Source organism: Pseudorhodoplanes sinuspersici, from assembly GCF_002119765.1.
Classification (GTDB): Bacteria; Pseudomonadota; Alphaproteobacteria; order Rhizobiales; family Xanthobacteraceae; genus Pseudorhodoplanes; species Pseudorhodoplanes sinuspersici.
The window spans coordinates 4,627,899-4,641,392 of record NZ_CP021112.1; the positions used below are offsets into that span (position 1 = coordinate 4,627,899).

The window sequence follows — 13,494 nt, forward strand, 5'->3', positions numbered from 1 at the left end:
AAGCCCGCTATTCTGCAGCGTGAGTTTGCTTCCGCGCAGCGTACGGAACATTGTGTTGCGCGATATGGATTGGCCCCCGCCATGCCAGCCAGACATAAATCAGCGCTCCACAGCTATAAATGATCGCGTAGATCCACATGTAATCGACGATGCTCAGCTTAGCGACAAAAGCGAACAGGGCACCAAGCGTCATGGCCACCACGACGACGAGCGCCGCTTGGGCGATCTCCTTGAAGAAGCCGGTGTGAACGAGGAGGGAGAGTGCGACCATCTGGATCATGTTCGCAACCAGCAGCACGATCAGAATCGGCACGACATCCGGCATGACTGCCGCGGGTCCAAGGAGAAACGCAAAGAGCTGCTTGCCGGCGATCAGAAGGATCAGTGAAGCTCCGATTGTCGGGATTGCACACAGACCAAGGGCGATGAGTGTCGAACGGATCAGCGCCGGGAGATCCCGCTCCTTGAAGGCCTGCGTCTGCCGCGGCAACGCGATGTCGCAGGCGGCCGAATAGGCGACGCTGCCGCCGCGGAACACCTTGAATGCGGTGTCGAGAATGATGGTTGGCGCGCCAAGGCCGTAGAAGGCCGGTACGAAGAAATACGGAAAATTGTAGATATAGATTTCCGACACTGAGAAGATCGAACTGCGCAGCAGCATCCGGCCGTTTTCGTGCCAGAAATGCCGAAGGTGCTGCACCTGACCGCGGAGCCTCGTCGTCAATGCCCCATACGCCGTCAGCCGCCGGATGCACATCGTCAGCACCACGATCCACATAAGATTGATGAGGATCAGGAATGCCGTGACCGGCAAGAATAGCAGCATGGCCGCGGTGGCAAAGATCGTGAGAAAGCGCCGCGTGACTTCGAGCGTTTCGAAGTACACATACTGGTCCACCGCGACGGCGATGTTGCGCAGGGCGAACCATGCCAGATTGAGCGCGGTGAAAACAAAAAACAACGCGAATTGCAGCGATTGCAGCCAGCTCTCCGGCCGCAACCAGGACATCGCAAAGAAACAGAGCACGGCGCCGACCAGCGCAAGTGCGATGTAAAGCGTCACGATGGCGCTCGTCTGCGCTGCGACAGAATCCTCCTGCGACTGGTCCAGATGCCGCTGGCGCAGCCGGACAAACAGGATCTTGGTGGCACCGAGATCGCAAAGCAGCAGCGTGAAACCGATTGCGCCGACGAGCACAAATAACGAGAATTGCTCGGGGCTCAACACTCGTGCGAACACGAAGGTTTGCAACAGGCCGGTCAACACCGAGCTCACGGCCGTGGACGACCGCAGGAATAGAAAACGCAATGAGAGAAAGCTTCTCATTGGCGCTCGCCGGCGGCCAGAAGCCCACTGACCGTCTTCGCAAAATGCGTGGGCGACAGATATGCGGCGATATCCTTCGCCGCTTTCGTCCCCATGCGCTGACGCAGGTCCGGATCATCAGCAAGTTGCGTCAGCCAGCGCGCCGCTGCATCAACGTCCGGATCGGCCCATTGCTGGCTCTCGCTATCGAATGCGTTGTCGCGATCCGCAACCGGAATGAGCTTGTAAGGCAGAAGGGCCGAATTCTCCTCATTCATGAAGTCGAGATTGCCGGACCACCCGGTCGCAATGACCGGCTTACCGAGGCGCATAGCTTCAGCACAAATCAAGCCGAAGCCCTCCGAACGGTGCGTTGAAATCACAATGTCGGCCAGTGCCATTAGGCCGGTCATTTCCTTCGACGACAGCGTGCGTTCGATGACGCGGATATTCGGTGCGCCGGCAATCGCCGCGTTCAATTCCTGCCGGGCCCAGGGGACGTTGCCCGGATCGCTCAGCTTGATGACCAGGATGCGGTCGCTGCGATCGCCGAAGGCGCGCCGGAAGGCGTTGATCGCCGCGATCGGATTCTTGCGGGCGAAGTTTGATCCGATATGAAATGAGTTGAGGACGATGAGCGCGTTGTCAGGCAGGCCGAAATCCTGCCGGCGCGAGCTCGGCATTTCGATCTCGGACAGCGGATGCGGCACGACATGCACAGGCAAGTCAGTTGCGTCGGCAATGGCGGACTGCGTGAAGCGGCTCGGCACCCAGATTTCATGAACAAATGACAAAGCGGGCCGCCATGCATCCGACAGCCGCGGCAGTTCCCACGCCCAATATCCGATGATGCGCCGTCCAGCGATCTGACGCCGTCCGAGCATGCACATGGCATAAGGCAGGTATGGCCCGTTGATATGCGCGATGAGACTTCCGCCGGTGCCCGGCTCCAGCGGACGGGTCATGATGGCGCCGGGCAGATCGTTCTGCGCAAAGGCCGCGCTCAGATCGTATGCGGTTGGCTGCAGGCCGGATGTCTCGAGCGCGCGATAGCCGAGCCTTGCGCCTTCGCCGAGGCCGCTGGCTGAACTGAACCATCCGGCAATGCCGATCGGCATGCCGCCTTTTGGATGGAGAGAGGGACGTGGCGCAACGACCGGCGTAACCTCATCGAAAAAACGCTGACGCCATGAATGCGGGATTTTGCGCCACGCGCGATGAACGAAAGATTTGGTCATGCGAGCCGCCGTTTGAAATCGCGCGACGCCGCGACCAGCCCCCAGATAACCCCTAGCAGCAGGAAGAAATGTCGCCAATGGTCGGTATCGATAACAATGCCTTCGCCGACTTCGCCGACGAAAGTTGCGTACACCGCAATCAGATACGGCTGCCACGGCGTCCGCTTCAGGGCGGCACCGAGACCGGCAATGAGTGTCAGTACGATGAGCGCGATATAAGCAAGGCCGCCGATCCAGCCGTAAACGAGGAACGCCTGCAGATACACGTTGTGCTGCTGGATACCGTAAGCCTCGCTAAACGCGAATGGCCCCATCCCGAACGGGTAGTTCAAAACCTCGGTCAGGGCCAAAATCTGCATCGTGAACCGTCCGCCGCTGCCGACATCGTAGGACTGGACCGCCTGCGCTCGCTCTTTGAACATGTTAGCGATTGCATCAAACGACAGCGCCGCCGCCATCGCCGCCGCCAGCAGGCCAACGCAGACGGCGCCGAGCAAGATCAACCGAAGGCGGGTCCGATGGTTTTCCGCCGTCACGATCATTAGTCCCAGCATGATGACGCCCGAAAGGACGAAGTGAATCCAGGCGCCACGCGAAAAGCTCAGGAAGAATCCAAAAAGGATGACAAGGAGTATCGCGGTGGGGAGGATGCGCAAGCCGCGTGATAGCAGAGATTGCAGCAGGAACAGGATCGGCAGGATCAGGAAGGGCCCATAGACATTCGGATCTTTGAACGGTCCGCGCGCGCGACCGCCTGGCGCGAAGAGTTCGCCAAGGCCAGCGGTCAGGTTGAAATATCCGATGATGCCGGCCGTCGCGGCAACCAGTGCAGCGATGATGTAGGCTATGCGCATGATGCGCAGGCGCCGCACGCTATCCGTGGAAAACAGGCTCGCAAAAATGATGGCCGACATCGCCATGAACAAGGTGATGATAACGAACCTGTCCGTAAGGTCTATATCTGATACCCTGAAATAGGCAATTGCGCCGCCGATATTCCATAGCAGAAGTAGCCAGATCATCGGCAGCAATTCGCGCCGGATCGTTACGCCGGCGATCAGGCAGCCGAAGGCGAGCGGACCCATGGCGAACTCATAGGGCGACGGCTCGATGAACACAAAGCAGCTGACGAGGATGGTGAGAAAGAGGAAGAATTCGAGGATTTGCGTCGCGCCACGCGATACCGGCCGTGACGGCGTTATGTCCGTTGCGGGACGTCTCGCGCGGCTCGCGGATTTGACTGATTGCTCATCCGTGAGCCGGCGCGCCTGGTCGAGCGTGATCAATACGCGTTCTCGCTCTTCAACAGCGCGAACGGCGTCATCGCGACGATGTAGAGATCGAACAGCACCGACCAGTTTTCGATATAATAGAGGTCGAATTCGACGCGCTTCTGGATTTTTTCCTGCGTGTCCGTTTCCCCGCGCCAGCCATTGATCTGCGCCCAGCCGGTTACGCCAGGTTTCACGCGATGGCGGGCGAAGTAGCCATCGACGGCTTCGTCATAGAGACGCGCGGCAGCCTTGGCGTTGACGGCATGGGGACGGGGACCGACCAGTGACAGGTTGCCCTTGAAGACGACATTGAACAGTTGCGGCAGCTCATCGATGCTGGCCTTGCGGATGAAACGGCCGACGCGCGTGACGCGCGGATCACCCTTGGTCACGAGCTTCGAAGCCGTCGCATCGCATTGGTCCACATACATCGAGCGGAATTTGTAGACTTCGATGAGATCGTTGTTGAAGCCATAGCGCTTCTGCTTGAACAGCACTGGACCGCGACTGTCGATTTTGATTGCCAGCGCAACCACCGCCATGACCGGTAAAAGGGCGAGCAGCAACAGGCCGCCGACGATCTTGTCGAACAGCCATTTCATCACCACGTCCCAATCGGCGATCGGCCGGTCGAACACATCGAGGACCGGGACTTCGCCGATATAGGAATAGGAGCGGGGCCGGAAGCGCAGGCGGTTGGAATGTGCCGACAAACGAATATCAACCGGCAACACCCAGAGCTTCTTCAGCATCTGCAGCAAACGGTTCTCGGCGCTGATCGGCAACGAGAAGATGACGAGATCGACCCGCGTGCGCCGGGCGAATTCGACAAAGTCATCGACAGTGCCAAGCTTTGGCAGGCCGCCGCACGCTGTGGGCGAACGATCGTCATTGCGATCGTCAAACACGCCGATGATACGAACGTCGCTGTCGACTTGCTCCTTCAGCGCATTGATCAAACTTTCGCCTGCTTCTCCGCCACCGACAATCACAGCGCGGCGGGTGAGCCGCCCATCCCGCATCCAACGGCGCACAAGAACATAGACGACAGATCGTGATGCCATGAGCACCACTGCGCCGACGCCCCAGAAAGCCAGCAGCCAGACGCGCGAAAACATCTGATCAAACTTGAAGAAGAACGACAGGGTGGTGGCGAACAGGAAAACGACCGACCAAGCCGTGAGCATTCGCGCCATCTGATGCAAGGGCTGGCGGAAGGCGTGAATATGATAGATATCGACAGCCTCGAACGCGACGATCGAGAGGCCGGAAATGACCGCGATCGCGGCGAGGTAGGGCCAGCTAAAACCTTCGGCCGGCATGACATAAAGGGCGTAGATTACCGCACCGACAAGCGCGATCAGCGTGCTTTCGATGGTCCGCACGATACCGGCGACAACGATCGGTGAATACGCCGCGCGTGTTTCGACCGATGCGGCCGCGAGAGCAGCAGGAGATAATTGTCTGGGCGCACGCCGACGCGAATCCTGACTGCCGATGGCAGAGCTCGCAGCAGCGGACGCGCTCAACATTTTGCGAGCGTCCAACTCAAACATTTACGCCGTCCCTCGGATCGTCGCGCCATGACGGCACGCGACCCTTATTTTGATGGCGTCGGTCTTATCGGAAAAGATTCAACAAAAGCTTATTCGTATTTTAGCTTTTGCGATGCGAGAGCCGCCCGGTACGCGTCGATTCCGCCACTGACCATGTCATCAAGAGAAAAGGTGGCCCGTACACGCTCTTGTAACAAGCGGGCGGCGCTATTTGTCGTTTCCGGATGGTTAATCGCCAAAGCTAAAGCGCTCTCCAGCGCCTCGCGATCGTCTGCGGGAATAAGCCGGTCTGCATAAGGTCCGAACATATCCGGGATCCCGCCCACATGGGTCGCGATTAGCGGTTTTCCCGCGGCAGCGGCTTCAAGGACGATGTAGGGGAATGACTCCATCCGCGACGGCACGACCATCACGCGGCCAAGCGAAAAGGCTTCACGCGCTGGCTTTGGCAATTGGAACCGGACAGAGTCGCCTAAACCAGCCGTTTGCGCTTGCCGCTGCAGATCGAGACGCGCCTTGCCATCGCCAACGATGGTGGCAGACAAAGCAATGCCCTTGGCTCGCAGACCGGCGAGTGCGGCCAGGAGCACGTCGACGCCCTTCAGATGCCGCAGTTCACCGATGAAAAGAATATCGGTTGCGTCCGCACGCAGAGGAACCTCGGCGAACTCTGCCTCGGCAACGCCGTTCGGCACAATCCGCGTCATCGCGCGGGGATCGCCGACCTTCGCATGATACAGACGTTCGATGAAGGCGCTCTCGAACAGAAACAGATCGGTGCGACGCTGCAGGATTTTCTCCAGCGTCAGGTAGAAGCGGCCCAGCATCGCATCCGGTTTAAACAGCAGGCTGCCGCCATGCGGCGTATAGGCACGGACGGGGCCATCGGCGCCGACCGCCAGCCGCGCATAGGCGCCGCCCTTGGCGCCGTGCCCATGAACGATATCCGGGGCATTCCGCTCCACACTTGCCGCGATCTGGCGGATCGCAGAATAATCGCTCACCGCCAGATGGCGGCCCATTGGCAGGCGAACAACGCCAAGCGCCAGCTCCGGCGCAACGGCATCGAGAAGGCGCGACGCGCGTTCACCGCCCGTCAAGGCGTCGCATACGATGCCGACCTGGTGACCGCGCGCTGTCTGTCCGCGCACCAAGTCGATGACATGACGAAACAGCCCACCAACAGGCGAGCGGAAAACATGCAAAATCCGTAGAGGCTTTTCTGGCCGGCTCATTGTCTAGAATTTGCCCGAGATTGGTTAATTCCCGTTAACGCTGGCTATGGTTAAGAAACATCACCACGACAAGACTTTGCGCCATTCGCCGCACCGCTCGCCGAAATTAACGCGGCAGCAACCATAATGGGACGAAATGGCCCTATGAGTTGCGGTGGAGTCGGTGATGCAGTCAGTTCAGACCTTCAATGGTGGTGTCGGCATTCAGCTTTCCGAACCCGGTGGCGAGCTTGATCTTCGAGCCCTTGGTCTTTCGCTCTGGCGCAAGAAATGGCTGATCCTGTTTCCGGCTCTCATCGTCGGTGCCCTCACGGTCTTTGCTGTCAACGCCATCACACCCGTCTATCGTTCCGAAGCTAAGATTTCCGTCGAAGGTCGAGAAAACGTATTTCTGCGGCCGGAGGCTGAGAAGTCGGTCGAGCGTGCCGCGGCTGACCAGGAAACCATTGCAACTCAGGTCCAGGTTCTTCAGTCTCGCGACATTGCGCATCAGGTCATTCGTGAGTTGAAACTCGCCGAGCGGCCGGAATTCGACCCTGTCCGCTCAGGTCCCTCTCGATTAGGCGCCATCCTGTCGGCATTCGGTATCGGCCGCGATCAACTCAAGATGTCGCCCGAAGAGCGGGCGATGGATGCTTATTTTGCGCGCCTGAGCGTGGTGGCCGTGGATAAATCGCGAGTCATCACTGTGGCATTTCAGTCCAGCGATCCCGAGCTGGCCGCGAAGGTCGTCAATGCCATCGTCGACGCCTATTTGCGGCAGACGCAAATTGCCAAACAGGAACAGATCAAGAATGCCGCCGCCTATCTTGCAAGCGAGATCGAGCAACTGCGCAAGACAGTGCAGGACGCGGAATCCAAAGTTGAAAACTTTCGGGCAAAATCCAATCTATTTTTGGGCTCGAACAGCACGAGCCTCGGCACGCAACAACTCGGCGAATTGACGACGCAGCTTGCCGCGGCACGCGCGCAAAAAGCCGATCTCGATGCGAAGTCGCGATTGATCCGCGATATGCTGAAGAGCGGCAGGGAGGTCGAGTCAGCCGACATCGTCAATTCAGATCTCCTCAAGCGGCTGGTCGAACAGCGTGTGCTGCTGCGCGCGCAATTAGCCGAACAATCGTCGACGCTGCTGGAACGGCACCCGCGCATTCAGGAATTGAATGCGCAGATCAACGCGCTGGATGCGCAGATGCGTGGCGAATTGCAGCGCCTTGTGCTGTCGCTGGAAAACGACGCCCGCATTGCCAATGCGCGTATCCAAGCGACCAACGAAGCAATCGACCGTCTCAAGAATCAGATCAGCGGCTCCTCTTCCCAGGATGTGCAGCTGCGAGCCCTTGAGCGCGAAGCCAAGGCGCAGCGCGATCTGCTCGAAGCCTATCTCGCTCGTTATCGTGAGGCGACGGCCCGCGAGAATATCGATGCGACGCCGGCTGAAGCACGTGTGATCTCACGTGGAACAGTCTCCAATGTGCCGGCTGCTCCAAAAAAGCTGCCGATCATCATGATCGCGACGCTGGCGACGGCTTTCATGGCCGCGGCCTTCGTGCTGGCAAGCGAAATCCTGAAACAGGCTCCGGCGCAATCACCAGCTCCGGCTTTTTCGGAATCGGAGAATGCAGTTTCTGCAACGCCACGTCGTTCCATTTTCTCTGTCTTGAAGCGCAGAAAGCCTGTGCCGCCTGCAGGAATTGAGCCCGTGCTGGAGCCGGACTCCGGCAAGACGGTCGCTGGCCGGCCCATTGAGCATCTGGTCAAGGCCGTCAGCGAGCGCGGGGAGGCTGGCCGGCGTGTCACTGTCATCGGCGCAGGCCGCAATGTCGGCACCACCTATACGGCAATTTCTCTGGCGCGTGCGCTGGCAGCGGAAGGGGAGCGTGTCATACTTGCCGACCTTGCGCTGCATGCTCCCAATCTGTCGATCCTTTCGACCGACCCCGTTGCACCGGGCTTCGCCGAGCTTGTGCGCGGCACGGCATCCTTTGGAGACATCATCACCCGCGACAAGTTTTCCAAGGTCCATCTGATCGCGGCCGGCAACGTCGCGGGAGAGGCGCCAACGATCCTGACATCGCCGCGCTTGCTCGTCACGCTGGAGGCCCTGGCACGCAATTACGATCACGTCATCGTTGATGGGGGAGCGTTGGCCGAAGCGGTCCCGGAGTTTTTCGCCCGCATGGCGCCTTGTGCCGTTCTGGTCGCGACCGACATCGACAATGCCGCGACCAAAAACGCACGCGATCAGCTTGTGGCGGCCGGCTTTGCCGATGTACTGCTGTGGCTCGGAACGCCTGGCCCCGATGCCTCGTCGCAACCGGTCGCTGCTTAATCGGCGTCAGACGCTTGCTTGGATTTATGTCCGCCGAGCAGGGCACGGACATTGTGCGCGACTTGCCAGAGTTTGGGATTGCGCTTGATCGCGCTTTTGGCAAGCCGGATGGCCCGAAGTGCCGGAGCCGCGGCCTGTCCGCGCAGCGAGAGTGGCAACACACTGTCGTAGATCAGTTCGAGATCCTTGCAGAAGAAGGTCTTGTAGCGTGCTTCGCCCGGACCGATGTCGAAGGAGCGGAAACCGCGTTTCGCGCAATCGACGATCAGATGCTGCAACAGGATCAGGCCGGGACTGAAGCGTGAATTGTCCGACGCTGTGTGCGAGTTGAACATCGAGGTGAAGCGCTGCTGGTCATGGATGCCCGAAAACAGCGCCAGCATATCCCCGTCGCATTCCAGCGCATGTAATTCGATCACGGGCTCACCGCGATCGAGGCCTGCAAGACATGCAGCGCGAATGAAACTCTCGACGCCCGGTTGCGCAAATGCATTCTCGATACCGAGTGCGCGCAGCTTTCCTTCCTTCTGCTGAAAGAAGAAACCAAGCTGGCGATAGACATCGTCCGGCGTCGCCGCGCGGATATAACGATAGCCATTTAGCTTGGCGAGCTTGCGCTCCTTGTTGCGCAGGCGGCTGCGCATTGTGCCGGAAATCTGTTGCTCGATGATGGCGGGGCCACTGGTGCCGATATTCAGCACGAAGTTGTCTTCATTCGAGCGTTGATGTGCAAGCGTCATGAAAGGATTGCGTGCACCGCTCCAGAACGCCGGCTGGCTGTGCAGCATCAACAGGTCAAGGTCGGGCCGCTGACGTGCAATCTGCGACAGCGCATCATGCATGTCGTCGCTCGTGAATGTATCGGCGATGTCGCGGCGCCATAGCGGCATGTTGAGTGTGGCGTGCTTGCCGCCAAAGAAACAGGCGAGGCGAAGCGGACCGAGCCGTTGCGCCACCAGGGGCCAGATGAATAGCGGTGCGCCCGAGCGGTCGCTGCCGACGATAATGACCGGTTCTTCGCCGAGCGGGCCACTGACATACTCATGCCAGAGCCTGATCCATTCGAGCCCCTGATAGGGCGAGGCGACCGAATCCTGTCCGGCCAGCGCGTGCCAGAGCGGTTCCACCATTTCGAGGTCGCGATAGACTGTGACCGCGAAAGCAGTGCGCGTCGACGAAGATTGTCGGGCGGGGAGCTGCGCGCTGCCCGCTTCTCGAAAGGCGATGGTCATGGCCCGGTTCCGTTGGAGCATGATGCCGAAAAGTGGGAAGCGGTTTTCGGACGACATCATGCTCCAATGTATTAGAATCGATCACGTTTATGAGTTTTGGATCATTCGATCCAAAACTCATCGCGATCTCGCGCGCAGGCTGTCAGGGATTTGTCAATAAAGCGTTGGCAGGATCACCGCTTCTTTCGGGAATCGGCCAGATTCCGGCCGAAATAGCAGGGTGTATTGCCTGTCGTGAGTGGCCTCAAGAAAACCATCATCCGGGCGGGCCTCGAAACACTCTATTTCAGTGGCGCCCATATAGCTTTGCGGCCTTTGTTCCAGGGCGTCGGGGTGATCCTGACCCTGCATCACGTCAAGCCCTCGCGTCCCGGCACGTTCCAGCCGAACCGCCTGCTGGAGGTGGCTCCGGGATTTTTCGCCGCGGTCGTTCGGCGCCTGCGGCGATCGGGTCTCGATATCGTATCGCTCGACGAGATGCATCGGCGGCTGGTCGAGCGTGATTTCAAACGGCGGTTCGTCTGTCTGACCTTCGACGATGGCTACCGCGATCTTTTACAATGGGCCTATCCGGTCCTGAAGAAGAACGACGTGCCGTTCGCGCTCTATGTCCCAACTGGATTTGCGGACCGTATTGGCGAAATCTGGTGGGTGGCTTTGGAGCGCATCGTCGCCAGGAACGATCGTATCGGCCTTTACATCGACGGCGACGAGCGCCGGTTCGATTGCACAACTGACTCCGACAAGAAGAACATTTACGAGCAGCTGTACTGGTGGCTGCGCAGCATGAAGACAGAGGATGAACTTCGTGGCGTGGTCCGGGATCTCTGCGGGCGTTACGGCGTCGACATGAAAGCGCTCTGCGAAGAGCTTTGCATGAGCTGGGAAGATATCGCAGAGCTGTCACGCGATCCTTTGGTCACCATCGGTGCGCATACTGTCAATCACCCGATCCTGAAGAAAACCAGCGATCGCGTGGCCCGTTCGGAAATGGAGATGAGCCGCGCGGTGATCGAATCCGCCATCGGCATTCGTCCCGAACATTTCGCCTATCCGGTTGGCGATCCGACTTCGGCCGGTTCGCGTGAATTCGCGATCGCTGCCGAACTCGGCTTCAAGACGGCGGTCACGACGCAGCCCGGCGTGCTTTTCCCCGGACATCGGGATCACTTGATGGCGCTGCCGCGTATTTCGCTTAACGGCGAATACCAGCAACTCCGCTATCTGCGGGTTCTGATGTCCGGCACGGCAACGGCGATGTGGAATGGCTTCCGCCGCCCGAAGGCCGCGGCCTAGGCTTTTCGCCCGCCTTCCATCCATCTGATCAGCGGCATGGCGGGGAAGATCCAACCCATCCCGGCGACCACGTAGAAAATCCAGGCCACATAGGCGTTGGGATTGGAAAAGGCGAATTGCGCAAATGCCATCGCCAAAAGCGCCCAGGCGGTGACAAGGACCAAAAGTCCAATGGCGCCGATCAGTTTGCGGGTGCGAATAGACATGCAGATGGACTGGTTGTGGCAGCTGGGCTGCTGCCTATATGGTCCCCGCGCAATCGGCAAGATATCAAAACAAGATCGAAAGAATCGCATCGGAAACTCTGGTGCAGGACAGAAAACGATGTCGCAAAGTTCCGAAAACTCACGCCTGTCCATCATCAGGATCTGGCTTCTGATTGTCGCAGCCCTTGTGGTGGGAACCTTGATCGTCGGCGGCGCGACGCGGCTGACCGAATCTGGCCTCTCGATCGTCGAGTGGAAGCCGGTAACCGGTGTTCTGCCGCCTTTGACCGAGGCGCAATGGACGGTCGAGTTCGACAAGTACAAGCAGATCCCGCAATACCGTGAGGTCAACCGCGGGATGTCCCTGTCCGAGTTCAAGACCATCTTCTGGTGGGAATGGGCGCACCGGTTGCTGGGCCGGACCATTGGCGTCGTCTTTGCGTTGCCGTTTCTGTTCTTCCTGTGGCGTGGCTGGGTCGGCCCCGGCTTGCGCGGCCGATTGTGGCTGCTGTTCTTTCTTGGCGGCGCGCAGGGCGCGGTCGGATGGTGGATGGTGTCGTCGGGCCTCGCCGAGCGAGTCAGCGTGTCGCAATATCGTCTGGCCTTTCACATGACGCTCGCCTGCGTGATTTATGCGGCCATCATCTGGACAGTGACGCGCTTGAAGCCGATCACACCCGTGACCGCGCCCGCACGCCTGCGCACAAGCGCCGGCTTCCTCGTCGTTCTGACACTGATCCAGATTTATCTTGGTGCGCTGGTCGCCGGTCTTGATGCCGGCATGACCTACAACACATGGCCGCTGATTGACGGCGCGTTTGTTCCCGCGGCAGATCGGCTGTGGTTCGAGACACCGCTCTGGCGCAATCTGTTCGAAAACACGCTGACGGTGCAGTTCAATCATCGCATGATGGCATACCTGCTGCTGGCCTTCGGCATCTGGCATGCGATTGACGTCACGCGGGGAACGAAGGATCGCGCTGCGAAGGGGCTTGCTCATGCCTTTGCGTTTCTGCTCGTCGTACAGGCCGGGATCGGCATCATGACGTTGCTGCTGCTCGTGCCGATGTCGCTGGCTCTTTTGCATCAGGCGATGGCTATTGTGCTGCTGACCATCGCCACCATTCATGCATCGCGATTGCTTGCGCATACACAAGCCGCTGTGCCGCTTGTCTCCGTGAAAGCGGGGACGCAGGGTTAGGGTCAGGACTCATTGATTGATCCAGAAATTACGGATTCTACGATGCAGATTGCTGACATGTAGGTGTGGGCGCAACGGTCATATCCGGTTGCGATAGGTCGCGAGCCTTTCAACTTTGCGAACATGGTCTCGATTTTGTGACGTTGTTTATACAAGGCTTTGGAGTAACGCTTCAGTGCGTTCTCTTCTGCGGCCCATAAACTTCCGGCGCCCCAGTCGTTGCCGTTGGACATGCTAAAAGTCATACTGTCAGCATGACGAAGAAGGATAACCATGACGCCTATATAGCCGCCGCACCGGAGCAGTTTCGCGCCATGTTGGGCCGACTGCGCGCACAGCTATCGCGGGCACTCCCAGACGCCGAAGAAGTCATGAAGTATGATATGCCCGGATTTCAGATCGAAGAAACGATCATCGCGGGCTATGCTGCCTTTAGTAAACAATGTGGTCTCTATGTTGACCCGGGTGCGATTGCTGCCCATGCCGACGAGATCGCTTCTTTGAAACTTAAGGCAACCAAGACCGGAGTTACATTCTCGGTGAGTAAGCCGATCACTGATGAACTGGTTGAGAAATTGGCAGTTAGTTCGCGCAGCAAAAAGGGGTTTTAGCGACTGT

Annotated in this window: 11 protein-coding genes; 4 read left to right on the forward strand and 7 right to left on the reverse strand. The window is 58.9% G+C overall.

All coding sequences use genetic code 11. From position 1 onward, the window contains the following. Positions 1-7: 7 nt before the first annotated feature. The 5 genes from CAK95_RS22570 to CAK95_RS22590 form a co-directional block, all read right to left on the reverse strand. The gene (locus CAK95_RS22570) at positions 8-1,327 is read right to left on the reverse strand and encodes a polysaccharide biosynthesis protein (RefSeq protein ID WP_086089965.1); all 1,320 of its coding nucleotides are present in this window, start codon (positions 1,325-1,327) and stop codon (positions 8-10) included. Then, a complete protein-coding gene (locus CAK95_RS22575; RefSeq protein WP_086089966.1) occupies positions 1,324-2,544 on the reverse strand; it encodes a glycosyltransferase family 4 protein in 1,221 nt (406 codons plus the stop codon). Before CAK95_RS22575 ends, CAK95_RS22570 begins: the two co-directional genes overlap by 4 nt. Next, the gene (locus CAK95_RS22580) at positions 2,541-3,830 is read right to left on the reverse strand and encodes an O-antigen ligase family protein (protein ID WP_086089967.1); all 1,290 of its coding nucleotides are present in this window, start codon (positions 3,828-3,830) and stop codon (positions 2,541-2,543) included. Before CAK95_RS22580 ends, CAK95_RS22575 begins: the two co-directional genes overlap by 4 nt. Further along, a complete protein-coding gene (locus tag CAK95_RS22585; RefSeq protein WP_086089968.1) occupies positions 3,827-5,374 on the reverse strand; it encodes an undecaprenyl-phosphate glucose phosphotransferase in 1,548 nt (515 codons plus the stop codon). Before CAK95_RS22585 ends, CAK95_RS22580 begins: the two co-directional genes overlap by 4 nt. 89 nt (positions 5,375-5,463) lie before the next feature. Then, a complete protein-coding gene (locus CAK95_RS22590) occupies positions 5,464-6,609 on the reverse strand; it encodes a glycosyltransferase family 4 protein (RefSeq protein WP_086089969.1) in 1,146 nt (381 codons plus the stop codon). A 166-nt stretch (positions 6,610-6,775) separates the two neighbouring features. Here CAK95_RS22590 and CAK95_RS22595 point away from each other — a divergent pair, with 166 nt between their 5' ends. Then, entirely contained in the window at positions 6,776-8,941 is a 2,166-nt protein-coding gene (locus CAK95_RS22595; RefSeq protein WP_086089970.1) for a GumC family protein, read from the forward strand. On the opposite strand, the gene CAK95_RS22600 is transcribed toward CAK95_RS22595, so the two are convergent. Continuing rightward, a complete protein-coding gene (locus CAK95_RS22600) occupies positions 8,938-10,173 on the reverse strand; it encodes a GNAT family N-acetyltransferase (RefSeq protein ID WP_157699705.1) in 1,236 nt (411 codons plus the stop codon). The genes CAK95_RS22595 and CAK95_RS22600 overlap by 4 nt on opposite strands. 234 nt (positions 10,174-10,407) lie before the next feature. Here CAK95_RS22600 and CAK95_RS22605 point away from each other — a divergent pair, with 234 nt between their 5' ends. Beyond that, complete coding sequence (locus CAK95_RS22605; protein WP_086089972.1) at positions 10,408-11,469, forward strand: polysaccharide deacetylase family protein; 1,062 nt, start codon at positions 10,408-10,410, stop codon at positions 11,467-11,469. On the opposite strand, the gene CAK95_RS22610 is transcribed toward CAK95_RS22605, so the two are convergent. Beyond that, positions 11,466-11,675 (reverse strand): DUF2842 domain-containing protein, encoded by a 210-nt coding sequence (locus tag CAK95_RS22610; RefSeq protein ID WP_086089973.1) that lies wholly within the window; start codon positions 11,673-11,675, stop codon positions 11,466-11,468. The two genes, CAK95_RS22605 and CAK95_RS22610, sit on opposite strands and share 4 nt — an antisense overlap. Before the next feature lie 118 nt (positions 11,676-11,793). Here CAK95_RS22610 and CAK95_RS22615 point away from each other — a divergent pair, with 118 nt between their 5' ends. Beyond that, complete coding sequence (locus CAK95_RS22615) at positions 11,794-12,876, forward strand: COX15/CtaA family protein (RefSeq protein ID WP_086091590.1); 1,083 nt, start codon at positions 11,794-11,796, stop codon at positions 12,874-12,876. Between the two features lie 254 nt (positions 12,877-13,130). Then, a complete protein-coding gene (locus tag CAK95_RS22625; protein ID WP_086089975.1) occupies positions 13,131-13,487 on the forward strand; it encodes an iron chaperone in 357 nt (118 codons plus the stop codon). The last annotated feature ends 7 nt before the right edge of the window (positions 13,488-13,494 follow it).

Excerpts from the sequence above, each read along its gene's own strand:
- CAK95_RS22625 (WP_086089975.1), top strand. The coding sequence starts at position 13,131 with ATGACGAAGAAGGATAACCATGACGCCTATATAGCCGCCGCACCGGAG.
- CAK95_RS22590 (WP_086089969.1), bottom strand. The coding sequence starts at position 6,609 with ATGAGCCGGCCAGAAAAGCCTCTACGGATTTTGCATGTTTTCCGCTCG.
- CAK95_RS22585 (WP_086089968.1), bottom strand. The coding sequence starts at position 5,374 with ATGTTTGAGTTGGACGCTCGCAAAATGTTGAGCGCGTCCGCTGCTGCG.
- CAK95_RS22610 (WP_086089973.1), bottom strand. The coding sequence starts at position 11,675 with ATGTCTATTCGCACCCGCAAACTGATCGGCGCCATTGGACTTTTGGTC.
- CAK95_RS22595 (WP_086089970.1), top strand. The coding sequence starts at position 6,776 with ATGCAGTCAGTTCAGACCTTCAATGGTGGTGTCGGCATTCAGCTTTCC.
- CAK95_RS22600 (WP_157699705.1), bottom strand. The coding sequence starts at position 10,173 with ATGACCATCGCCTTTCGAGAAGCGGGCAGCGCGCAGCTCCCCGCCCGA.
- CAK95_RS22615 (WP_086091590.1), top strand. The coding sequence starts at position 11,794 with ATGTCGCAAAGTTCCGAAAACTCACGCCTGTCCATCATCAGGATCTGG.
- CAK95_RS22575 (WP_086089966.1), bottom strand. The coding sequence starts at position 2,544 with ATGACCAAATCTTTCGTTCATCGCGCGTGGCGCAAAATCCCGCATTCA.
- CAK95_RS22570 (WP_086089965.1), bottom strand. The coding sequence starts at position 1,327 with ATGAGAAGCTTTCTCTCATTGCGTTTTCTATTCCTGCGGTCGTCCACG.